Origin of the sequence: Allobosea sp. TWI1241 (assembly GCF_039673065.1) — a bacterium.
Taxonomy (GTDB): domain Bacteria; phylum Pseudomonadota; class Alphaproteobacteria; order Rhizobiales; family Beijerinckiaceae; genus Allobosea.
Genome location: NZ_JBDJKW010000012.1, coordinates 1 through 22,289, shown reverse-complemented (window position 1 = coordinate 22,289; position 22,289 = coordinate 1). Strand labels below are relative to the sequence as shown.

The 22,289-nt window shown below is 71.2% G+C and carries 22 protein-coding genes; 7 read left to right on the top strand and 15 right to left on the bottom strand.

Going from position 1 to position 22,289, the window contains the following annotated elements; all coding sequences use genetic code 11:
• Positions 1-2 precede the first annotated feature (2 nt).
• From ptsN to ABE438_RS15225, 7 genes are all read right to left on the bottom strand, one after another.
• Positions 3-464: a PTS IIA-like nitrogen regulatory protein PtsN gene (ptsN, locus tag ABE438_RS15255; RefSeq protein ID WP_346503498.1), complete on the bottom strand. Its 462-nt coding sequence runs from the start codon at positions 462-464 to the stop codon at positions 3-5.
• An 87-nt stretch (positions 465-551) separates the two neighbouring features.
• Positions 552-1,136 (bottom strand): ribosome hibernation-promoting factor, HPF/YfiA family, encoded by a 585-nt coding sequence (hpf, locus tag ABE438_RS15250; protein WP_346503601.1) that lies wholly within the window; start codon positions 1,134-1,136, stop codon positions 552-554.
• Positions 1,137-1,325: 189 nt separating this feature from the next.
• Positions 1,326-2,855, bottom strand: coding sequence for an RNA polymerase factor sigma-54 (gene rpoN / locus ABE438_RS15245; protein ID WP_346503497.1), 1,530 nt, complete (start codon positions 2,853-2,855; stop codon positions 1,326-1,328).
• Positions 2,856-2,949: 94 nt separating this feature from the next.
• On the bottom strand, positions 2,950-3,831 hold the full coding sequence (gene lptB / locus ABE438_RS15240) for an LPS export ABC transporter ATP-binding protein (RefSeq protein ID WP_346503496.1): 882 nt from the start codon (positions 3,829-3,831) through the stop codon (positions 2,950-2,952).
• 121 nt (positions 3,832-3,952) lie between these two features.
• Complete coding sequence (locus ABE438_RS15235) at positions 3,953-4,624, bottom strand: LptA/OstA family protein (RefSeq protein ID WP_346503495.1); 672 nt, start codon at positions 4,622-4,624, stop codon at positions 3,953-3,955.
• Between the two features lie 43 nt (positions 4,625-4,667).
• Positions 4,668-5,417 carry an LPS export ABC transporter periplasmic protein LptC gene (lptC, locus tag ABE438_RS15230; RefSeq protein WP_346503494.1) on the bottom strand — a complete coding sequence of 250 codons (750 nt, stop codon included), beginning with the start codon at positions 5,415-5,417 and terminating at the stop codon, positions 4,668-4,670.
• A gap of 123 nt (positions 5,418-5,540) precedes the next feature.
• Positions 5,541-6,155 (bottom strand): ribonuclease D, encoded by a 615-nt coding sequence (locus ABE438_RS15225; protein WP_346503493.1) that lies wholly within the window; start codon positions 6,153-6,155, stop codon positions 5,541-5,543.
• A 222-nt stretch (positions 6,156-6,377) separates the two neighbouring features.
• Here ABE438_RS15225 and ABE438_RS15220 point away from each other — a divergent pair, with 222 nt between their 5' ends.
• The 3 genes from ABE438_RS15220 to ABE438_RS15210 all read left to right on the top strand — a co-directional run bounded on the left by ABE438_RS15220 (position 6,378) and on the right by ABE438_RS15210 (position 8,644).
• Positions 6,378-6,797 (top strand): DUF805 domain-containing protein, encoded by a 420-nt coding sequence (locus ABE438_RS15220; protein WP_346503492.1) that lies wholly within the window; start codon positions 6,378-6,380, stop codon positions 6,795-6,797.
• On the top strand, positions 6,794-7,987 hold the full coding sequence (gene dapE, locus ABE438_RS15215) for a succinyl-diaminopimelate desuccinylase (protein WP_346503491.1): 1,194 nt from the start codon (positions 6,794-6,796) through the stop codon (positions 7,985-7,987). The genes ABE438_RS15220 and dapE overlap by 4 nt, the downstream gene beginning before the upstream one ends.
• Before the next feature lie 69 nt (positions 7,988-8,056).
• Positions 8,057-8,644, top strand: coding sequence for a hypothetical protein (locus tag ABE438_RS15210; RefSeq protein ID WP_346503490.1), 588 nt, complete (start codon positions 8,057-8,059; stop codon positions 8,642-8,644).
• Between the two features lie 10 nt (positions 8,645-8,654).
• Here ABE438_RS15210 and truA read toward each other — a convergent pair whose 3' ends face one another.
• Genes truA through ABE438_RS15195 form a run of 3 tightly spaced genes read right to left on the bottom strand, consistent with a single transcriptional unit; the run spans position 8,655 to position 10,879 of the window.
• A complete protein-coding gene (gene truA, locus ABE438_RS15205) occupies positions 8,655-9,392 on the bottom strand; it encodes a tRNA pseudouridine(38-40) synthase TruA (protein WP_346503489.1) in 738 nt (245 codons plus the stop codon).
• A 4-nt stretch (positions 9,393-9,396) separates the two neighbouring features.
• Complete coding sequence (fmt, locus tag ABE438_RS15200) at positions 9,397-10,326, bottom strand: methionyl-tRNA formyltransferase (RefSeq protein ID WP_346503488.1); 930 nt, start codon at positions 10,324-10,326, stop codon at positions 9,397-9,399.
• A 19-nt stretch (positions 10,327-10,345) separates the two neighbouring features.
• On the bottom strand, positions 10,346-10,879 hold the full coding sequence (locus ABE438_RS15195; protein ID WP_346503487.1) for a peptide deformylase: 534 nt from the start codon (positions 10,877-10,879) through the stop codon (positions 10,346-10,348).
• A 130-nt stretch (positions 10,880-11,009) separates the two neighbouring features.
• Between ABE438_RS15195 and ABE438_RS15190 the strand changes: the two genes are divergently transcribed.
• The gene (locus tag ABE438_RS15190) at positions 11,010-12,191 is read left to right on the top strand and encodes a DNA recombination protein RmuC (protein ID WP_346503486.1); all 1,182 of its coding nucleotides are present in this window, start codon (positions 11,010-11,012) and stop codon (positions 12,189-12,191) included.
• 196 nt (positions 12,192-12,387) lie between these two features.
• Positions 12,388-13,629, top strand: a complete 1,242-nt coding sequence (locus tag ABE438_RS15185) for an MFS transporter (protein ID WP_346503485.1) — start codon at positions 12,388-12,390, stop codon at positions 13,627-13,629.
• Between the two features lie 32 nt (positions 13,630-13,661).
• On the opposite strand, the gene ABE438_RS15180 is transcribed toward ABE438_RS15185, so the two are convergent.
• From ABE438_RS15180 to ABE438_RS15165, 4 genes are all read right to left on the bottom strand, one after another.
• Positions 13,662-14,171: an OsmC family protein gene (locus tag ABE438_RS15180; RefSeq protein WP_346503484.1), complete on the bottom strand. Its 510-nt coding sequence runs from the start codon at positions 14,169-14,171 to the stop codon at positions 13,662-13,664.
• Between the two features lie 97 nt (positions 14,172-14,268).
• On the bottom strand, positions 14,269-15,057 hold the full coding sequence (locus tag ABE438_RS15175; RefSeq protein WP_346503483.1) for an ABC transporter ATP-binding protein: 789 nt from the start codon (positions 15,055-15,057) through the stop codon (positions 14,269-14,271).
• A 2-nt stretch (positions 15,058-15,059) separates the two neighbouring features.
• Entirely contained in the window at positions 15,060-15,914 is an 855-nt protein-coding gene (locus tag ABE438_RS15170; protein ID WP_346503482.1) for an ABC transporter permease, read from the bottom strand.
• 20 nt (positions 15,915-15,934) lie between these two features.
• A complete protein-coding gene (locus ABE438_RS15165) occupies positions 15,935-16,915 on the bottom strand; it encodes an aliphatic sulfonate ABC transporter substrate-binding protein (RefSeq protein WP_346503481.1) in 981 nt (326 codons plus the stop codon).
• A 290-nt stretch (positions 16,916-17,205) separates the two neighbouring features.
• On the opposite strand from ABE438_RS15165, the gene ABE438_RS15160 reads away from it, so the two are divergent.
• A complete protein-coding gene (locus tag ABE438_RS15160) occupies positions 17,206-20,013 on the top strand; it encodes a [protein-PII] uridylyltransferase (RefSeq protein WP_465248625.1) in 2,808 nt (935 codons plus the stop codon).
• A gap of 93 nt (positions 20,014-20,106) precedes the next feature.
• Entirely contained in the window at positions 20,107-20,679 is a 573-nt protein-coding gene (gene grpE, locus ABE438_RS15155) for a nucleotide exchange factor GrpE (RefSeq protein WP_346503480.1), read from the top strand.
• A 52-nt stretch (positions 20,680-20,731) separates the two neighbouring features.
• Here the strand turns inward: grpE and mutS are convergent.
• On the bottom strand, positions 20,732-22,289 hold a 1,558-nt coding region (mutS, locus tag ABE438_RS15150; RefSeq protein ID WP_346503479.1), incomplete at its 5' end, for a DNA mismatch repair protein MutS.

The following is a 22,289-nucleotide window of genomic DNA, read 5'->3' as shown; positions in this document are numbered from 1 at the left end:
CCTCAGGCGGCCTGGGCGGCGATATCGGAGAGGATGGCGTAGATCGCGGCGGGATCGTGCGCCTGACGCACCTGCTCCTGCACCGCGGGATCGCGCAGGACGCGGGCGACGCGCGCCAGCGCCTTGAGATGGTCGGCGCCCGCGCCTTCCGGCGCGATCAGCACGAAGAGGATGTCGACGGGCTGGCCGTCGAGCGCCTCGAAGTCGAGCGGCTTCTCGGTGCGCGCGAACAGGCCAACCAGCTTGTCGGAGCCGGCGACGCGCCCGTGCGGGATGGCGATGCCGTCGCCGATGCCGGTGGAGCCGAGGCGCTCGCGCTGCATCAGCGCCTCGTAAAGGTCGCGCTCGGGCAGCCCGGTCAGGACCGCCGCGTGCTGCGCCAGCTCCTGGAGCGCCTGCTTCTTACTGTTGGCCCGCAGCGGCGAGATCACCGCGTCCGGCCGGAGAAGATCGGTTAGCGTCATAGACCTGTCCATGCACGTCCCATGCCGGAAACCGGGCAGAGCCGAGGGTCGGCCTGCCCGGAACCAGCTGCGCAAGGCGGCGGGACTTCACGAGAGGGAAGCCGGCGGATCGATCCAGCCGATATTGCCGTCACCGCGGCGATATACGACGTTCACCCTGTCATTGCCAGCATGTCTGAAGACGATCACCGGAGAGCCCGTCAGATCGAGCTCGGCGACGGCGTCGCTGACCGTCATCCGCAGCAGGGAGCGGGTCGATTCGGCCACGATCACCGGGTTTTCGCCGGCGGCGTCGCGCTCCGGCTCCTCGGTATCCTCGTCCGGGGCCGCGATCACATAGCTGGGGATTTCGAGGCTTTCGCGGCCGTTCTGGGCAGCGGAGCGGTCCTTGAGGCGGCGCTTGTAGCGGCGCAAGCGCTTCTCGATACGCTCCGCCATCTTGTCGAGGCTGGCATAGGCGTCGTGGGCGGTGGCCGAAGCCTCGAGCGTGATTCCCGACGAAAGATGCAGCACGCCGTCGGTCCTGAAGGCACTGCCGTCCTTGCCGACGGTCACATGGCCCTGGAAGCCGCCCTCGTAATATTTGCCGAGGGCTGCGGCCACCCGAGCCTCGGCCTGGCCGCGCAGGGCCTCGCCAACGTCGAGATTCTTGCCGGAGATTCGCAAGCTCATGGAGTGCTTCCCCTTCTTGTCGCCATGGCCAAAGTCAGCGGCCATCCCTTGGAGGTAAGGACGGGGTCGCGGGCTTGTCAATGCGGCCAAGGGCCAGCGGGGCGACTGGCCGGGCCGCCATGCCGGCGCCATGAAGCGCGCGTCGCCGACGGCCGGGACGCCCTGCCGGCCGCCCGTCCCGCGCCGCGTTCAGCGCTGGCCGGCGCCGCGTGCGGCCTTCTCGCGGCGGCGTTCCATCGAGGATGGAATCCGCAGCGATTCCCGGTACTTGGCGACGGTCCGCCGGGCGATGTCGATGCCGCTATCCTTGAGCTTCGTGACGATCGCATCGTCGGAGAGCACGGCGCCCGGCGGCTCCTCGTCGATCATCTGGCGGATGCGGTGTCGCACCGCTTCGGCCGAATGCGCCTCGCCATGGCCGGTCGCGGCGATCGCCGCCGAGAAGAAGTACTTCATCTCGAAGACGCCGCGCGGGCAGGCCAGATACTTGTTCGAGGTCACCCGCGACACGGTCGATTCGTGCATGCCGATCGCGTCGGCGACGGTCTTCAGGTTGAGCGGGCGCAGATGCTCGACGCCATGGGCGAAGAAGCCGTCCTGCTGGCGCACGATCTCGCTGGCGACCTTGAGGATAGTGCGGGCGCGCTGCTCCAGCGAGCGCGTCAGCCAGTTGGCGGTCTGCAGGCACTCGGCGATGAAGGAGCGCTCCTCCTCGTTGCGGGCCCGGCCCGAAACGCGGGCATGATAGGTCTGGTTGACCAGCACGCGCGGCAGGGTCTCCGGGTTGAGGTCGACCAGCCAGGAACCGTCCGGCGCCGGGCGGATGAAGACGTCCGGCACCACGGTCGCGGCCGTGCCGCCGCCGAAGGCCCGGCCGGGCTTGGGATCGAGCCGGCGGATCTCGGCGATCATGTCGGCGATGTCCTCGTCGTCGACGCCGCAGATGCGCTTCAGCGCCGCGAGGTCGCGCCGGGCGACCAGCGCCAGATTGGCGACCAGCGCCTGCATGGCCGGGTCGTAGCGGTCGCGGTCGCGCAGCTGGATCGCCACGCATTCGGCGACGTCGCGCGCCGCCACGCCGCTGGGATCGAGCCCCTGGACGAGATGCAGCACCTTTTCGACGCGCGCCTCGGCGACGCCGAGCCGGGCCGCGATCTCGGCGACCGGCTCGGAGAGGTAGCCGGCCTCGTCGACCGCATCAATGAGATGGGCGCCGATCAGCCGGTCGGCCGGGGCGGTGACGATCAGGTCGAGCTGCGCGGCGAGATGGTCGTGCAAGCTGAGATCGGCGACCAGCCCCGATTCGAAGCCCTCCGGCCCCTCGTCGAAGCTACCGCCGCTGCCGCCATAGCTGCCACCGGTCACCGGCAGCGTGTCGGCGCCCTGCGCCTCCAGCCGCGCCACCTGCGGCTGCTCGGCCTGGAAGACGTTGTCGAGCCCGGTGCCGAGCCGCGTCTCCATGCCTTCCTGGGTGTTGAGGCTCTCGGCGCGCTCATAGCGCTCGGTATCGGCCGCCATGGCGCTCGCCATCGCGTCCGGCACCACCGGCTCCGGCGCCTCGTCGGCCCGCTCGAGCAGCGGATTGCGCTCGAGCTCGTTCTCCACGAAGGTCTGCAGTTCGAGATGGGAGAGCTGGAGAAGCTTGATCGCCTGCAGCAGCTGCGGCGTCATCACCAGGGACTGGCCCTGGCGCAGCTCCATGCGCGGCATCATCGCCATCGCGGCCCGGCTCCCTCACACGCTCGCCACCAAATCGGCACGCTTCTTGCCTTTGGGCAAGCCTAGCGGCAGTGAGCGGTCGCGTCAAAGGCCGTCAGAGACGGAAATCCTCGCCGAGATAGACGCGGCGGACATCGGCGTTGGCGATGATCTCGGCCGGCGAGCCCTCGGTCAGCACCCGGCCGGAATGGATGATGTAGGCGCGGTCGACCAGCCCGAGCGTCTCGCGGACATTATGGTCGGTGATCAGGACGCCGATGCCGCGATCGGTGAGCTGGCGCACCAGCTGCTGGATGTCGCCGACCGCGATCGGATCGATGCCGGCGAAGGGTTCGTCGAGCAGGATGAAGGAGGGCCGCCCGGCGAGCGCGCGGGCGATCTCGCAGCGCCGGCGCTCGCCGCCGGAGAGCGCGATCGAGGGCGCCTTGCGCAGCCGGGTGATGTTGAACTCGTCGAGCAGCTTGTCGAGCTCGCGCTCGCGGCGTTTGCGGTCGGGCTCGACCACCTCGAGCACGGCGCGGATATTGTCCTCGACCGAGAGGCCGCGGAAGATCGAGGCTTCCTGCGGCAGGTAGCCGATGCCGAGGCGCGCGCGCTGGTACATCGGCAGATGGGTGATGTCGTCGCCTTCCAGCGTGATCGTGCCGAGATCGGCGGAGACCAGCCCGGTGACCATGTAGAAGATCGTGGTCTTGCCGGCGCCGTTGGGGCCGAGCAGGCCGACCGCCTCGCCATTGCGGACATAGAGCGAGGCCTCGCTGACGACGTTGCGGGCGCCGTAGCTCTTGCGCAGGCCGCTGATCGACAGAACGCCGCTGCCGCTGGGCATCGCGGCCGCGACCGGCGAATCGTCGAGGCCGTCACGCGGCGCGTCCGCGGCCGGACGGGCTTGCGCCTTGCGCGGCTCGCGGCCGCCGAAGAGGCCCCGCAGGCGCGACATCACCCCGCTGCGGGGGCGGCCGGCATCGGATTGCATGTGGGGAGAGGAGCTCACGAGGCGGCTGCTGGCTTCCGGAACGAGCTGGCGGGCAGCTCTCCTGGGGAGGGGATGCCGGGCTGGCGACGCCCGGAACGGGGAAGGCGGCGCGGGCGCGCCGTCAGTTGGTCGGCTTCGGGGCCGGCTTGCCGGTCTCCTTGCCCTGCTCGCCCGAGCTCGGCACGAAGAAGCCCTGCACGCGGCCGCCGGGCTTGGTCTCGACATTGGCGATGCCGGTCTGCGTGTCGTAGACCAGCCGCTCGCCGCGGGTGATGTTGGGCCCGTCGTTCAGCGCGACATTGCCGGTCATGATGACCTTGTTGGTCGAGCGGTCGAACACGGCGTTGTCGGAGGTCGCCGCCTGGGTCTTGGAGACCACCGTGACCGGCCCGGTGCACTCGATGCGCTTGATCGCGCCGTCGTTGGACTGGCCCTGGCCCTGCGCCTGCGGGGCGGGCGTCGCCGGGCGCTTGGCCTCGCCGCCGGCGCCGTTGCGGCCGCGGCCCTCGTAGAACACCGTCATGACCGAGCAGCGCACCGTGGTCTCGCCCTGCACCGCGACGACATTGCCCGAGAAGATCGCCTTGTTGTCCTTGTCGAGCACGTCGAGCTTGTTGGCGTCGATCTTGATCGGCTCCTTGCTGTCCCCGCCCAGCCCGGAGAAGGGCGAGCCGGCGCCGCCGCCGCGCGGCTTGGCTGTCGCGGGCTTGGCCGGCTGCTGCGCCAGCGCCACCGCGGCGGGCGCCACGGCCAGCGCCGCCGCGAGCACGAGACGGTAGGGGGTCATGCGCATGCCTTGTTTGTCCTTCCGGGCCCGGGCCGTCCGCGCCGTCATCTCAATTCTGCCCTGCCCGGGCCTCGTTCGCCACCCCCGGCTTCAACAGGTCGAGGCGCGGGGTGCTGCCTTCGCGCTGCGGGCCGGCCAGGCTGCCGGCCGGGGCGTTCTGGATCAGCACGTGGACATTGCCCTCGAAGGTGATCAGCGCGCCATTGTCCTTCACGTCGAGCGTGTTGGCGTCGACGGTGGTGGTGCCGAGATTGACGGTCACCGGCTCGCGCGAATTGACGGTGCCGGCCTTGAAGTCGACATCGGCGGCGCGCATGCGCACGTCATAGCCCGACTCGGTGCGGATCCTGACATCGTCGACCAGCTTGAGCCGCTCCTTCTGCTGCTCGAACAGGCCGCTGCGGGCGTTGACCGTGACCCAGCCCTCCTCCGACTTCATCTGGATGCGGGCGATCATCTCGACCAGCTCGATCTGCGTCGGGTTGCGGATGTCCTGCAGCGCCGACTTGGCCGTGACCTCGTAGGGGCTGTTGTCCTTGCGATAGCCGGCGAGCTTGGGCGCCTCCATCACGACCTTGCCGCCGGACACCCCGACGGAGCCGAGCGAGACCTGCTCCATCTTGCCGAGCGGGCGCAGGAAGGGCGTCGCCACCAGGGCGATCACGGCGAGGCCGGCGCCGATCGGGATGGCGCGGCGCAGCCAGCGCACCACGCCGGAATGGCGCCGGGCCGAGCGGAAGGCGGCGCGCCGCGCCTTGTCCTGCCTCGTCGGGCCTGCGTCCGGTGATGTCGTCGCCAAGGTCATGTCCCGCCCAATGCCAACCACAGGCGGCTTTTTGATGTCGGCGCGGCGCGCAGGCTCATCGCCGCGCCGCCGCCCGACCGGCCGCGCGGAGGGTGCGCGGGCTGGAATACATCAAATCTAGGTATGTGCGAAGATGTCGACCTCGGGCCAGCCGGCGAGGTCGAGCTCGGCCCGCACGGGCAGGAAGTCGAAGCAGGCCTTGGCGAGATGGCTGCGCTGCTCGCGGGCGAGCAGCACGTCGAGCCTGGCTTTCAGCGCGTGCAGGTGCAGCACGTCGGAGGCGGCGTAGCCGAGCTGCGCCTCGGTCAGCGTGTCGGCTCCCCAGTCGGAGGATTGCTGCTGCTTGGAGAGTTCGACGCCGAGCAGCTCGCGCACAAGGTCCTTGAGCCCGTGGCGGTCGGTGTAGGTGCGCACCAGCTTCGAGGCGATCTTGGTGCAGTAGACCGGGGCGGTGACCACGCCGAAGGCCTTGTTCAGCGCCGCGATGTCAAAGCGGGCGAAGTGGAACAGCTTCAGCACCGCCGGATCGGCGAGGATGCGGCAGAGATTGGGCGGCGGCGGCGCGTCCTTCGGGATCTGCACCACATCGGCCGAGCCGTCGCCGCGCGAGAGCTGCACCACGCAGAGCCGGTCGCGCTGCGGGTTGAGGCCGAGCGTCTCGGTGTCGATGGCGAGAACCGGGCCCGGATCGTAGTCGGCGGGCAGGTCGCCGCGGTGCAGACGGATGGTCATGGCGGTTTAAGGACTTCCGTGAATAGCGCTCCCGCCAGCTAGCGACGCGGTTCCCGCCGCACAAGCCTTTTCTGGGCTCGCGGCGCGGCAGGCGGGGGTTTGCGGCGCGATTTCCTCGCGGCGTAGCGTTAACCCTTCCTTCACCACGATCTTCGCCGGCAGGCCCGCGCATGCGACAAGGGGCCCAACCACCACGCCCGGCCGAGGATGCGAGCCGAAGCCATGCAGTCCATCCGCGACCTCGCCGCGCTCGAAGGCCCGCTCGGCCGCGCCGGCTTCTGGCTCGGCAGCCTGCTGGTGGCACTCGTCGTGCTGGCGCTGAAGCACCTGCCGGAGGATCTGCTCCCGTTCGGGGCCGACGTGCCCGCCTTCGCCGAGAGCCTCGCCATCCTGCCCTGGTCGCTGCTGGCGGCGCGGCGCGCGATCGACCGCGGGCGCTCGCCGCTCTACGGCATGCTGATGGTCGTCGGGATCGTCCTGCTCGGCCTCGCCGGGCGCGTCTTCCCGGAGGAGGGCTATGGCCTCGCCAGCCTCGCGCTCTGGCTGGTGGCGCTGGTCGATCTCGGCCTGCTGCCCGGGAAGCCCGGGCCGGCGGCCGCGGGCGTTGCGCCGGCGGCGCCCGCTGCTAAACCGGTGCGATGACGATGCAAGCCCTGCCCTTCGATCCCGCCGATCCCGTCGCCCTCGCCCAGGCGCTGGTCCGCTGCCCCTCCGTGACGCCGGCGGAAGGCGGGGCGCTTTCGCTGCTGGAGCGCGTGCTCGCCGCCGAGGGCTTCACGGTGGAACGCCCGGTCTTCTCCGAGCCCGGCATGCCGGACGTCGAGAACCTCTATGCCCGCATCGGCACGCAAGGCCCGGTCTTCGCGATCGCCGGCCACACCGACGTGGTGCCGCCCGGCGACCCGGCGGCGTGGAGCCGCGACCCGTTCGGCGGCGAGATCGCCGACGGCGTGCTGCACGGCCGCGGCGCCTGCGACATGAAGGGCGGGCTCGCCGCCATGGTCGCCGCCGCGATCCGCCATCGCCGCGCCGCGCCCGACGCACCGGGCTCGATCGCCTTCCTGATCACCGGCGACGAGGAGGGGCCGGCGGTCAACGGCACGGTGAAGCTGCTGGCCTGGGCCAAGGCGCGCGGCGAGCGCTTCGACCATTGCCTGCTCGGCGAGCCGACCAATCCGAACGCCATGGGCGACATGATCAAGATCGGCCGGCGCGGCTCGCTGACGGGCAGCATCCTGGTGCAGGGCGTGCAGGGCCATGTCGGCTACCCGCATCTCGCCCGCAACCCGATCCGCGGCATGGTGCGGCTGCTCGCCGGACTGGAGGCGACGCCGCTCGACGCCGGCACCACGCATTTCGACCCGAGCAATCTCGAGGTGACGACGCTCGATGTCGGCAACCCGGCCAGCAATGTCGTACCGGCCCAGGCGAAGGCGGTGTTCAACATCCGCTTCAACGATCTCTGGACGCCGGAGACGCTCGCCGCCGAGATCGAGCGGCGCCTGCGCGAGGCGGCCGGCAACGAGGTGCAGTACGAGGTCGCCTTCCAGCCGACCAACGCCGTGGCCTTCCTGACCGAGCCCGGCCCGTTCGTGGCGATGCTGTCGCGCGCGGTCGCGGCCGAGACCGGGCGCACGCCGGCGCTCTCGACCACCGGCGGCACCTCGGATGCGCGCTTCATCAAAAGCTACTGCCCGGTGGTGGAGTTCGGCGTGGTCGGCCAGACCATGCACAAGGTCGACGAGCAGGTCGCCGTCGCCGACCTCGTCACGCTGGAGAAGATCACCGCCCGCCTGCTCGACGACTACTTCGCCGCAGCCGGCGGGGCTTGACCGGAACGCTTTCGCAGCCTTCAGTGTTTAGACGAAAGTCTAATGTGATGAGCTGCGGAGGGCCGGACCATGCGGCTTGCTGCCGATGACGTGACACGGTCGCTGCGGGCCTCCTGGCGCCTGCTGCGCGCCGAGAGCCAGGCCCTGCCCGGCTTCGACCTCTCCCGCCAGGGCTTCTGGTCGTCCTATGCGGCACTGCTGCTGACGGTGCCAGCGATGATCCCGACCCTGGCGGCGCAGCGCCTGCTGGCGCATCTGCCCGACGGCGAGAACCTGTTCGCCGCGCCGATGCTGGCGGCCTCGGTCGCCGGCGCGCAGCTGGCGACCATCCTGGCGGTTCCCCTGCTGCTCCTTGCCCTGGCGCCGGCCATGCGGCGCGATCCGCGCTTCACCGGCTTCGTCATCGCCTGGAACTGGTCGGGCGTGCTCGCGGCGGGATTGATGGCGGTGCCGGCGGCGGTGTTCGCGATCGGCTGGTCCAATCCGCAGATCGCGATGTTCCAGAGCCTCGGCTTCGCCGCGATCGTGCTGCGGCTGCGCTATTGCGTGGCACGCGCCGCCTTCGGCGGCGGCAACGGCATCGCCGCGGCGATCGCCTGCGCCAGCGCGCTCGCCGACTACGCGGTGCTGAGGACCTTCGGGCTGGCCGCCTTCTGAGCGCGCGCCGTCAGTAGTCCACGCCGGCGAGGTAGAGGCCGCAGGAGGGCGCCAGCGCGGCGCATTGCGCCCGGTCGCGCGCCGCCAGCACCTCGCCGACCCGCCGCTCGTGCCAGCGCTTCATCCCGACCATCTTCAGGCAGCCGACCATGGAGCGGACCTGATGGTGCAGGAAGGAGCGGGCATGGGCGTACACCACCACCTCCTGGCCCTCGCGCCGGACGTCGAGCCGGTCGAGCGTGCGCATCGGCCCGTTGGCCTGGCATTCGGCGGCGCGGAAGGTGGTGAAGTCGTGATGGCCGAGCAGCGCCTTGGCGGCCCGGTCCATCGCCTCGTGGTCGAGCCGCACCGGCACGTGCCAGACGCGGTCGACATCGAGCGCGGGCTGCGCCCGCCGGTCGAGGATGCGGTAGACGTAATGGCGCCGCGTCGCCGAGATGCGGGCGTCGAAGCTCTCGGGCACGGCCTCCGCCGACAGCACCGCCACGGGCAGGCGCTTCAGCCGCGCATTGCTGGCGTCGCGCACCACGTCGGTGCGCCAGTCGCGGGCGAGGTCGACATGGGCGACCTGATGGGTGGCGTGGACGCCGGCATCGGTGCGGCCGGCGCAGTGCAGGCGCACGGGATGGCCGCAGAAGGCCTCGACCGCCTCCTCGACGCTCTGCTGCACCGAATTCGCGTTGGCCTGGCGCTGCCAGCCCGAGAAGGGGGTGCCGTCATATTCGATGACGAGCTTGTAGCGCGGCATCGCGTCAGAGCTTCGCGCCGGCCGAAAGCCGGGCGCCGCGCAGGAACTCGGCGCCGCTGACCGGGCCGCGCCCGGCGCGCTGCACCTGCAGCAGCTTCACCGCCCCGACCGCGCAGGCGACCGTGCCCTCGTCGTCGAGCAGCGTGCCGGGCTCGGCCGCGCCGCCGGCGCGCGCGGTGCGCAGGAGCTTCAGCCGCTCCGGCCCCTTGCCGAGATCGACCTCGACGAAGGCGCCCGGGAAGGGCGACAGGCCGCGCACCAGATCGTGGACCTGCTGCGCCGGCCGGTTCCAGCTCAGCCGCGCCTCGTCATTGCCGATCTTGCTGGCATAGGTGACGCCCTCCTCCGCCTGCGGCGTGAAGCGCAGGCCGCCGCGGCCGAGCGCCGCCAGCGCACGCACCATCAGGTCGGCGCCGAGGCCGGCCAGCCGGTCGTGCATCTCGCCGGCGGTGGCGTCGCTGTCGATGGGCAACCGCTCGACCATGCCGACCGGGCCGGTATCGAGCCCGGCCTCCATCTTCATGACGCAGACGCCGGTCTCGGCGTCGCCGGCCATGATGGCGCGCTGGATCGGCGCGGCGCCGCGCCAGCGCGGCAGCAGCGAGGCGTGCAGGTTGAGGCAGCCGAGCTCCGGCAGGTCGAGGATCGCCTGCGGCAGGATCAGCCCGTAGGCGACCACCACCGCGACATCGGCGCCATGCGTCGCCATGATCGCGGCCGCCTCCTCGCCTTTCAGCGAGCGCGGCGTGAAGACCGGGATGCCGAAGCGCTCGGCGGTGACGTGGACCGGCGAGAGCCGCAGATCCATGCCGCGCCCGGCCGGGGCCGGCGGACGCGTGTAGACCGAGACGACCTCGTGGCCCTGGCCGATGATCTCGGTGAGGGTGGGCACGGCGAAATCCGGCGTGCCCATGAAGATGACGCGCAAACTCATGACATCAGGCTCCGGCCGGTCAGGCCGCGCTCTCCCGCCTGGCCTGCTTGGCGAAGCGCTTGGTGACGCGCTCGCGCTTGAGCCGCGAGAGATGGTCGATGAACAGCACGCCCTCGAGATGGTCGATCTCGTGCTGGAGGCAGGTGGCGAGGATGCCGTCGGCCTCGATCTCCTGGGCCGCGCCGTCGAGATCGCGATAGCGCACCCGCACCCGCGCCGGGCGCTCGACCTCCTCATAGTAGTCGGGGATCGAGAGGCAGCCCTCCTCGTGGACGTTCAGTTCGTCCGAGGCCCAGACGATCTCCGGATTGACGAAGACCATCGGCGCCTTCGGCGTCTCCTCGTCGTCCTCGCTCTTCTTCGAGATGTCAATGGTGACGAGACGCACCATCTCGCCGATCTGCACCGCGGCGAGCCCGATGCCGGGCGCGTCGTACATGGTGTCCAGCATGTCCTGCGCCAGCGCGCGGATGGCGGGGGTGATCTCGCCGATCGGCTCCGACGGCTTGCGCAGGAGGGCATCGGGCAGGATGACGAGGGGACGGATGGCCATGGCGGGGCTCTGGCGGGCTTTCTGGAGCGTGTCGGGCACTTGCCCCGCGACATAAGCGCTTGTGACGGCACGGTCAAACCGTTCCCCATACGTTCTGGATCGACGCCCGGTTTCGTGGCAGGATGCGCGGATGGACCAGATCGCCTTCACCCTGCTGGAGCGCCCCGTGAGCTGGGCGACGTTCGCGCTGGCCGCAGGCGTGCTCGCCCTGCTGCTGCCGGCGCTGGCGCTGCTGCTCGCCTGGCGGGGCGGGCGGCGCCGCGCGGCCGAGGCTGCGGCGCAGGCCGAGCGCGCCCGCGAGATGGACGACAAGATCGCCGAGATGAACCGGCTCCAGGCCGAGCTGACCGGCCGGATGCAGACCATGGCCGAAATCCTCTCGACCCGGCAGGGCGACCTCGCCCGCTTCGTCGCCGACCGGATGGACGGGTTGCGCCAGCAGGTCGGCAGCGGGCTGGAGCAGAATGTGCGCCAGACCGGCGAGACGCTGGGGCGCCTGCAGGAGCGGCTCGCCGTGATCGACGCGGCGCAGAAGAACCTCACCGACCTGACCGGCGAGGTGGTGACGCTGCGCGACGTGCTCGCCAACAAGCAGGCGCGCGGCGCCTATGGCCAGGGCCGGATGGAGGCGATCGTCCGCGACGGGCTGCCGGCGAGCCTCTACGCCTTCCAGGCGACGCTCTCGAACGGGCGCCGGCCGGACTGCGTCGTCACCCTGCCGGGCGACGGGCGCGGCCTGGTGATCGACGCCAAGTTCCCGCTGGAGAGCTTCACCGCCTTGCGCGAGGCGCGCGGCGAGGAGGCGCGCAAGGCCGCAGCCGCGCGGGTGCGCGGCGATGTCGGCCAGCATGTGAAGGACATCGCCGAGCGCTATCTCCTACCCGGCGAGACGCAGGAGATGGCGCTGCTCTTCGTGCCCTCGGAAGCGATCCACGCCGACCTGCACGAGCATTTCGCCGACATCGTCCAGCGCGCCCACCGGGCCCGGGTGATGATCGTCTCGCCCTCGCTGCTGGCGCTGGCGATCCAGCTGATGCAGTCGCTGGTGCGCGACGCCCGCATGCGCGAGGAGGCCCGCGTCATCCAGACCGAGGTCGGCCGGCTGCTCGACGATGTCCGCCGGCTCGGCGAGCGCGTCGAAAAGCTCGATGGCCATTTCCGCCAGGCGCAGGACGACGTCGCCCAGATCCGCACCTCGGCCGGGAAGGTCACCGGCCGGGCCGAGCGGATCGGCGCGCTCGACTTCGACGAGCCGGCCGCGCCGCCGGCGCCGGATTTCGCCGCCGCGACCCGCCTCAAGGCGGCGGAGTGACGCAAGCGGTTCGGAAAATGGTAAGCCGCCATCGGCAGATCACAATCGCAGGCCTCCTTGGGCGGCCAACCGCCGACTCGCCGCCGCATCGCGATGCGCCCGCGGCCGTCCGGCCTTAGTCCCCAGACCGGTTCGATCCGGCGAGCCTGCCCCGCTCGCACGGCCGGTCCACAGCCTCCCGGGAGTCTTGCCAGCCGTGCCCGTCCAGATCGGAACGCTCATCATCGCCACGAGCCTCGTCCAGCTGGCCAACGGCTTCTTCAACACCTTCCTCTCGCTGCGGCTGACCACCGAGAATTTCGGCCCGACGCTGACCGGCATCATCCTCTCGGCCTATTTCATCGGCTACACGCTGGGCGCGGTCGGCTGCGGGCGGGTGCTGCGGCGCATCGGCCATATCCGCGCCTATGCCGCCTTCGCGGGCATGGTGGTGATCGGCACCTCGGCCATGCCGATCCTGGTCTCGCCCGCCGGCTGGATCGTGGCGCGCATGGCGATCGGCGTCGGCTGCGTCGGCCTGTTCATCACCACCGAGAGCTGGCTCAGCAGCAAGGCGGCGCCCGAGCAGCGCGGCCGGGTGTTCTCGATCTACATGGTCGGCACCTTCCTGGCGCTGGCCTGCGGGCAATTGCTGATCGGCCTGCTCAAGGTCGACAGCGCCCTGCCCTTCAACATCATCGCGGCGCTGTTCGCGCTGGCGCTGGTGCTGGTCAGCGGCACGCGCGCCGAGCAGCCGGCGCTGCCGGGCGACAGCTCGCTGCCCTATATGGAGCTGGTGCGCCAGGCGCCGATCTCGGTGATCGGCGTGGTGATCGCCGGCATGGTGACCAGCGCCTTCTACGCGCTCTTCCCGGCCTGGATGGCGACCAACGCCATCCAGCAGGAGACGATCGCGCTGTTCATGCTGGTGGCGGTGCTCGGCGGCTTCGCGCTGCAGGTGCCGGTGGGGCGGCTGTCGGATCGCGGCGACCGGCGCATCGTGCTGGCCGGGCTGGCGCTCGGCTATTCGGTGGCGGCGATCGCGCTCGACCTCGTGCCGAAATCGCTGGCGGCGGTGCTGCCGGTGGCGGCGCTGCTCGGCGGCTTCATGTCGACGCTCTATCCGGTCTGCGTCGCCCATGCGCTGGACCGCATGCCGCAGGACCGCGTCGTGGCGGTGAGCGGCCATCTCATCCTGATCGGCGGCATCGGCTCGGCGATGGGCCCGATCCTCGGCGCGCAGGTGATGGCGCGCCTCGACATCAACGGGCTGCTCTACTTCATGGCGGCGATCACGGCGGCGCTGGCCGCGATCACCTTCTGGCGCATCAAGGCGCGTGCCCCGGCCGAGCAGATGGCGGAGCGGCCCTTCGCCATCATCGACCCAATGACCGCGCCGATCTCGCAGGAGCCCGAGGCGACGGAGGCCGACGGCAGCCCGCGGCCGCTGCCGGCCTGAGGCTGCCCCGAAGCTGCCCCCTTGGCCCCGCCTCAGCCGCGCTGGAGCGCGGCCGAGAGCTGCGGCTTGACGTTGAGGGTCTGGAACACGACGCAATAGCGCTCGGTCAGCTTGAACAGCGTGTCGAGCTTCTCTTGCGGCGCGTCGGTCTCGACGTCGAAGATCAGCCGGATCGCCGTGAAGCCCACGGCGGCGTCCCTGGCGACGCCGAGCGTGCCGCGGAAGTCGAGATCGCCCTCGGCGCGGACCTCGCCGCGCTTCAGCTCGATCTCGAGCGCGGTGGCGACCGCCTTCAGCGTCACGCCGGCGCAGGCGACCAGCGCCTCCAGCAGCATGTCGCCGGAGCAGAGTTCCGCGCCCGAGCCGCCGGTGGCCGGATGCAGGCCGGCCAGGGCGATGGCGCGCCCGGTCTCGACCTTGCAGGCGATGTGCTGGTCGTCGAGCTCGCCGCGGGCCTTGAGGGTGATCACGGCCGCGTCGGGGCTGTCGCGATACTTGTCCTTGAGCGGGGCCTGAAGCGCGCGCAGGGCGGTGACGTCCATGATCATGTCCTCTCGATGAAGTCGCGTGGCGATGTCCTGCTGCCGGCTGTAGCGCCGGCCGGGCGCCGAGGGAACTCCGTCGCCGCCCCGGCCGCGCTCACCACCACATGCCGGCGTTCTCGGCCGCCTGCTCCTGCAGCGGCGCCTCGCCGCGCAGCGAGCGGTCGAGCGCGCGCAGAACCTCGCGCTTGCCGGCCTCGAAGGCGGGCGAGAGCGGATCGCGCGGGCGCGCCAGCGGGTTGTCGAGCTCGTCGAAGACGCGGCCCGGCCGCGGCTGCATCACCACGATGCGGTCGGCCAGCGTCACCGCCTCCTCGACATCGTGGGTGACCATCAGCACGGTCGGCCGGCTCTCCTCCCACAGCGCGAGCAGATGGCCGTGCAGGCTGGCGCGGGTGGTGGCGTCGAGCGCCGAGAAGGGCTCGTCCATCAGCAGCAGCGCCGGCCGCGTCACCAGGGCCCGCGCGATGGCGACGCGCTGCTGCTGGCCGCCGGAGAGCTCGCGCGGCCAGCGCGGCCCGTAGCCGGCGAGACCGACCCGTTCGAGGGCCGCCTCGACCAGGCGCCGCCGCTCGGCCGCCGGCCGGTCGGCCAGGCCGAAGCCGGCATTGTCGGCGACGCTGAGCCAGGGAAACAGCCGCGGCTCCTGGAAGATCACCCCGACATCGGCGCGCGGCTCGGTGATGGCGGCGCCGCCGAGCAGGATGCGGCCGGCGCTCGGCCGGTCTAGCCCGGCGACGAGGCGCAGCAGCGTGGTCTTGCCGCAGCCCGAGCCGCCGACCAGCGCCAGGATCTCGCCGGCCCCGACGCCGAGCGTGATGCCCGACAGGGCGCGCGTGCCGTCGGCATAGGTCTTGGACAAGGCCTCGAAGCGCAGCGCAGCCATGGTCACAGCCTGTCCCGCGAGGTGTCCTGCCAGCGCAGCAGCGGGCGCGTCAGGGCGAGCAGCACCCCGTCCGCCAGCTTGCCGAGCACGGCGAAGGCGATGATGGCGGCGATGATCGTATCCGGCCGGCCGAGCTGCTGGCCATCGACCAGCAGATAGCCCAGCCCCTCGCTCGCCCCCATGATCTCGGCGGCGACCACGAACATGAAGCCGAGGCCGAGCCCGCCGCGCAGCGCGGTGAACCAGTCGGGCAGGATGGCGGGCAGCAGCACGCGCCGGACCATGGCGAGCCGCGACAGCCGGAAGACCCGGCCGACCTCGACGATCTTGCGGTCGATGCCGAGGATGGCGGCTGCGACGCCGAGATAGACCGGGAAGAAGACGCCGACCGCGATGAGCGCGACCTTCGAGGCCTCGAAGATGCCGAACCAGAGGATGAAGAGCGGCACCCAGGCGATGGAGGGGATGGCGCGCAGGGCCTGCAGCGTCGGGTCGAGCAGGGCACGCGCCACCGGCAGGGCCCCGGTCAGCGCGCCGAGCACCGTGCCGGCGGCCGCGCCGATGCCGAAGCCGGCGCCGACGCGCCAGAGCGTCGCCGCCGCATGGGTCAACAGCTCGCCGCTCGCCGCGAGATCGCGCAGCGTCGCGCCGACCACGCTGGGCGGCGGCATCAGCCGGCCATTGGCGAGGCCGGCTGCAACCAGCGCCTCCCAGAGCGCGGCGATCAGCACGGGCAGGAGCAGCCCGGCGAGGCGCAGGCGCAGCCGGCCGGCTCGCCGGGCCGGCGCCACCGCGACGGCCTGCGTCGCGGTGGTCTGCGTCGCTTCCGCCGGCGCGATCCCGACCGTGCTGCTCATCGCGGGCGCCCGCTCCAGCGTCAGTTGCCGACGGCGAAGCGGCGGTCGATCAGCGCGTCGACGGTCGCCTTCACGTCGACCTCGGGCTTGATCACGCCCGCCTGCTGCAGCGCCAGCCCAGCGGCGAGGATGGTCTCAGCCTGGGCGGCGCCGATCGTGCTGTGGGTCAGCTCGGTGCGGGTCAGCTGGCGCTCGATCACCGGCTCGGGCAGCTTCGTCGCCTCGACCAGCGCCTTGCGCACCACCGCCGGCTCGGCCAGCGCCACGGCGCGCGCCTGCTCATAGGCGGCGAGCACCTTGGCGACGAGCGCCGGATTGTCCCGGGCGAACTCTTCGCGGACGTTGAGCACGCCCCAGGTGTTGTCCTGCGCCTTGCGGTGGAACAGCTTCGCGCCCGATTCCACCTCGGCGGCCGCCATCATCGGGTCGAGCCCGGCCCAGGCGGCGACGTCGCCGCGCTCCAGCGCCAGCCGGCCGTCGGCGTGCTGGAGCAGGACGAGGCGGACATCCTTTTCCGTCAGCCCGGCCTCGGCCAGGGCGCGCACCAGGAAGATGTGCGGATCGGTGCCGCGGGTGACGGCGACGCGCTTGCCCTTGAGGTCGGCGACGCTGGTGACGTCGCTCTTGGCGCCGGTGACCAGCGCGGTCCATTCCGGGCGGGAGTAGACGTAGATCGACTTGATCGGATTGCCGTTGATCCGGCCGATCAGGGCGGCGGCGCCGGCGGTCGAGCCGAAATCGAGCGAGCCGGCATTGAGGAATTCCAGCGCCTTGTTCGAGCCGGCGGACTGGACCCAGCGCACCGTGATGCCGTCGGGCGCGAGCGCCTTCTCGAGCAGGCCGCGCTCCTTCAGCACGAGGCTGACGGGGTTGTAGGTGGCATAGTCGATCCGCACCTCCTTCGGCCCCTGGGCGCGGGCGGCGGCGACGGGCAGAAGCCCGGCGAGGCTCGCGGCGGCGAGGCCGGCGACGAGGATGCGGCGGGTCGATGAAACGAACATGGGCGGTCCCTCCTGGTCTGATCCTGCGGAGGGATCGAGCCTCGAAGCGGCCCGTCGCCCCACGCTTTAGCTGCACTTGTTTCGCGCCCGCAAGCTGGTGGCTCAAATCGGCGCGTATCCGTTTCGTAGGGCCATCCGTTCGTTTTGTCAAACAACGCAGAGAACGGCGTGCTTTGCCTTATTTTACATTTTTATTCTGTTTAAACCGATTTCGACGCTGGCCCGGATCGTGCTAGGCATCGTCGCGAGTTCCCGGTCCTCGCCTGCCTCCTGTCGCCGAAAGCACCCGCGTGCCCGCCACCGACGCCGCCCGTTTCCGCCTGTCCGAGCTCACCGCCGACCCGGCCGCCGCCGTGCAGGGCCTGGCCCGCGCCATCCCTGTCTGCGAGCGCGACGCGCTGCGCGCAGCCCTGGTCGCCTCGCTCAGGGCGAGCCTCGACGACGGCCATGCCGCGGCGCGCGAGCTGCTGGCCCGCACCCGCAACGGGCTGAATTGCGCGCGCCGGCTCTCGGCGGTGATGGATGCGGTGGTCTGCGCCCTGCACGTCGCCGCCACCCGGCACTTCTACCCGGTCGACAACCCGTCCTCGGGCGAGCGCATCGCCATCGTCGCGGTCGGCGGCTATGGCCGCGGCACGCTCGCGCCGGGTTCGGACGTCGACCTGCTCTTCCTCTTCCCCGACAAGCAGACCGCCTGGGGCGAGAGCGTGGTCGAGGCGATGCTCTACCCGCTCTGGGACCTGAAGCTGAAGGTCGGCCATTCGGTGCGCTCGATCGACGACTGCATCCGCGAGGCGCGCGGCGACATGACGATCCGCACCGCGCTGCTGGAGGCGCGGCTGGTCACCGGCGACGCCGCCTTGTTCCGCGAGATGACGGCGCGCTACGGCGCCGAGGTGGTCGAGGGCAGCGCCGCCGCGTTCACCGAGGCGAAGCTGGCCGAGCGCGAGACCCGCGTGGCGCGCGCCGGCGCCTCGCGCTACCTGGTCGAGCCCAACGTCAAGGACGGCAAGGGCGGGCTGCGCGACCTCAACACCCTGTTCTGGATCGCGAAATACGCCTATCGCGTCGGCGACGCGGCCGAGCTGGTCGAGGCCGGGCTGTTCGACCAGCGCGAATTCCGGATGTTCCAGCGCTCGGAGGAGTTCCTCTGGCGGGTGCGCTGCTGGCTGCACTTCATCACCGGGCGCGCCGAGGAGCGGCTCTCCTTCGACCTGCAGCGCCAGGTCGCGGCGGCGATCGGCTATGCCGGGCGCTCGGGCCAGGCCCCGGTCGAGCGCTTCATGAAGGCGTATTTCCTCGTCGCCAAGGATGTCGGCGACCTGACCGCCATCGTCTGCGCCGAGCTGGAGGCACGCCAGCAGAAGCCCCGCGCCACGCTGAGCCGGCTGATCGGCTCGATCGCCAAGCGCCGCCGCGTGCGGGCGCTCGGCCATCCCGACTTCACGCTGCGGAGCCAGCGGCTGGCGGTGATCGACGACGAGGCCTTCCGGCGCGATCCCGTCAACCTGCTGCGGCTCTACGAGATCGCCAGCCGCGACGACCTCGCCATCCATCCCGACACCAGCCGGCTGGTGACGCAGTCGCTCGGGCTGGTCTCGGCGCAGCTGCGCGCCAGCCGCGAGGCCAACCGCATCTTCCTCGAGATCCTGACGGCGCGGCGCTCGCCCGAGATCGTGCTGCGCCGCATGAACGAATCCGGGCTGCTCGGGCGCTTCATCCCGGATTTCGGCCGGGTCGTCGCGATGATGCAGTTCAACATGTATCATCACTACACGGTGGACGAGCACCTGATCCGCGCGATCGGCATCCTGGCCGAGATCGACGCCGGGGCGCTGGAGGCCGAGCATCCGCTCGCCAATGCGATCTTCCCGGGCATCGCCAACCGGCGCGCGCTCTATGTCGCGGTCTTCCTGCACGACATCGCCAAGGGCCGGCCGGAGGACCATTCGATCGCCGGGGCGAAGATCGCCCGCAAGCTCGGCCCGCGGCTGGGGCTGACGGAGGCGCAGACCGGGACGGTCGCCTGGCTGGTCGAGAACCACCTGGTGATGTCGACCACCGCCCAGAGCCGCGATCTCGGCGACCCGAAGACGATCGAGAGCTTCGCCGGCATCGTTCAGACATTGGAACGGCTGAAGCTGCTGCTGGTGCTGACGGTGGCCGACATCAAGGCGGTCGGCCCCGGGGTCTGGAACGGCTGGAAGGGCGAATTGCTGCGCACGCTCTACTACGAGACCGAGATGGTGCTGGCCGGCGGCCATTCCGCCATCGAGCGCAAGGCGCGCGTCGGCCACAAGCAGGCGGCGCTGGAAGCGCGGCTGACCGACTGGACGCCGCAGGAGCGCGAGGCCTATCTCGCCCGCCACTACCCGGCCTACTGGATCAAGGTCGATCCCGAGCGGCAGGAGCTGCACGCCCGCTTCCTGCGCGAGGCGGAGCGCGCGGGGCGCACCACCGCCACCCGCGTCGTCACCGACCGCTTCCGCGGCGTGACCGAGCTGACCATCCTGGCGCCCGACCATCCGCGCCTGCTCGCCATCATCACCGGCGCCTGCGCGGCCGGCGGTGGCAACATCGTCGACGCGCAGATCTTCACCACCAGCGACGGGCTGGTGCTCGACACCATCTTCCTGTCGCGCGCCTTCGAGCAGGACGAGGACGAGATGCGCCGCGGCGAGCGCATCGCCGCCGCGATCGAGCGGGCACTGAAGGGCGAGATCCGCATCGCCGACCTAGTCGAGCAGCGCCGCGCCCCGCCGCCGCGCGGCCAGACCTTCCAGCTCGCGCCCGAGGTGATCATCGACAACGTGCTCTCGGCCCGCCATTCGGTGCTCGAGGTCTCGGGCCTCGACCGGCCGGGCCTGCTCTACGACCTGACCACCGCGATCGGGAAGCTCAACCTCAACATCGCCTCGGCCCATATCGCCACCTTCGGCGAGAAGGCGGTCGATGTGTTCTACGTCACCGACCTGACGGGGGCGAAGATCACCTCGACGGGGCGCCAGCTGGTGATCCGCCAGGCGCTGCTCGCCGTGTTCAACCTCGAACTCCAGAAAGTCCCGGGGGCCAAGGGCCGCGCGCCGGCGCGTGCTTGATTTCGCCCCCTCGAAAGCCGATATCGGCGACGGAACGGAAGCGGCGCTCGACGCCGCTCCGGCATGGCAGCCGATTTGGAGCCGGATGACGCGATGACGCAGAACCCCGCGATGGACGATCCCACCCCCGAGACCGCAACCGAGGGCACCGAGGCGCAGGCCGCCGAGGCGCTGGCGGCGATCGAGGCCGAGCGCGACGACCTCAAGGACAAGCTGCTGCGCACCCTCGCCGAGATGGAGAACCTGCGCCGGCGCACCGAGCGCGAGATCGCCGACGCCAAGGCCTATGCGGTGACGAGCTTCGCCCGCGACCTGCTTGGCTCCGCCGACAATCTGCGCCGCGCGCTGGAGAACGTGCCGGAGGGCGCCGAGGGCGCGCTGAAGGCGATCGTCGAGGGCGTCGAGCTGACAGAGCGCGAGCTGCTCAAGACGCTGGAGCGCCATGGCGTGCGCAAGATCGACCCGCAGGGCGAGAAGTTCGACCCGAACATGCACCAGGCGATGTTCGAGGCGCCCGACGAGACGCTGGCCAAGGGCCTGGTCTCCAAGGTGATCCAGACCGGCTACAGCATCGGCGAGCGCGTGCTGCGCCCGGCGCTGGTCGGTGTCTCGGCCGGCGCGCCGAAGCCCGCCCCGCAGGAGGGCGGCGAAGGCCAGGCCTCCTGAGCCGGCGACGTCACCGGGAGCGGCAAGCCGCTCCCGCCCGGCGCCCGGCGCCTCAGCCGAGCGCCTTCAGGCGATAGAGCGCCTCCAGCGCATCGCGCGGGGTCATCTCGTCGGGATCGAGCCCGGACAGCGCCTCGCGCAGCCGGTCCGGCCCGGCTTCGGCCACAGGTGCCGGCGGCGGCGGCGCCCGCAGCTGTGCCGCGAAGAGCGGCAGATCGTCGACCAGCGCGGCCACCGGCTTCTCACGCTCGCTCTTCTCCAGCTCCGACAGGATGGCGCGCGCCCGCTCGACCACGGCGGGCGGCAGGCCGGCGAGCTTGGCGACCTGGATGCCGTAGGAGCGGTCGGCGGCGCCCGGCACGACCTCGTGCAGGAAGACGACCTCGCCCTTCCACTCGGTGACGCGCACCGTCGCATTGGTGACGCGCTCCAGCCGGTCGGCCAATGCGGTCAGCTCGTGATAATGCGTGGCGAAGAGCGCGCGGCAGCGATTGCCCTCGTGCAGGTGCTCGATCGCGGCCCAGGCGATCGAAAGCCCGTCGAAGGTCGCGGTGCCGCGGCCGATCTCGTCGAGGATGACGAGGGCGCGCGGGCCGGCCTGGTTGAGGATCGCGGCGGTCTCGACCATCTCGACCATGAAGGTCGAGCGACCGCGCGCGAGGTCGTCGGCGGCGCCGACGCGCGAGAACAGCCGGTCGACCACGCCGATATGCGCCTTCTCCGCAGGGACGAAGGCGCCCATCTGGGCGAGCACGGCGATCAGGGCATTCTGGCGCAGGAAGGTCGACTTACCCGCCATGTTGGGACCGGTGATCAGGCAGATCTGCCCGTCGCGGCCCTTGGCGGCGGCGGAGAGGTCGCTGTCATTGGCGACGAAGGGCTGGCCCTCGCGCCGCAGCGCCGCCTCGACCACGGGATGACGCCCGGCCTTGATGGCGAAGGCGGCGCTGTCGTCGACCAGCGGGCGCGTCCAGCCGCCCTCGGCCGCGAGCTCGGCCAGCGCCGCGGCGACGTCGATCGCCGCCAGCGCCTGGGCGGCGGCCTTGATCGGCTCGGCCTGCGCCAGAACTGCCTCGGCGAGGCTTGCGAAGATCGCCAGCTCGCGCTTCAGCGCCCGGTCGGCGGCCGAGGCGATCTTGGCCTCGAGCTCGCCGAGCTCGACCGAGGAGAAGCGCATCGCGTCCGACATGGTCTGGCGATGCACGAACACCGAGCGCCAGGGCTCCTTGAGGAACTCCTCGCCGGCCGCCTGCGGCACCTCGACGAAATAGCCGAGCATGGAATTGTGCTTGATGCGCAGGGTGCGGCAGCCGGTCTCGGCGGCGTAGCGCGCCTGCAGCTGGGCGATGACCTTGCGCGAATCGACCTGCAGCAGCCGCAACTCGTCGAGCGTCGGGTCGAAGCCCTCGCGCACGAAGCGCCCGTCGCGGCGGATCAGCGGCAACTCCTCGGCCAGCGTCGCGGCCAGGCGCGGCGCGAGGTCGGGATCGGTGCGGCCGAGCGCCAGCGCCGCCTCGCGCAGCTCGTCGGGGATCTCGCCATGGCGCAGCAGCGCGGCGGCGACGCCGCGGGCCGCGTCGAGCCCGGCGCCGAGCGCGGCGAGGTCGCGC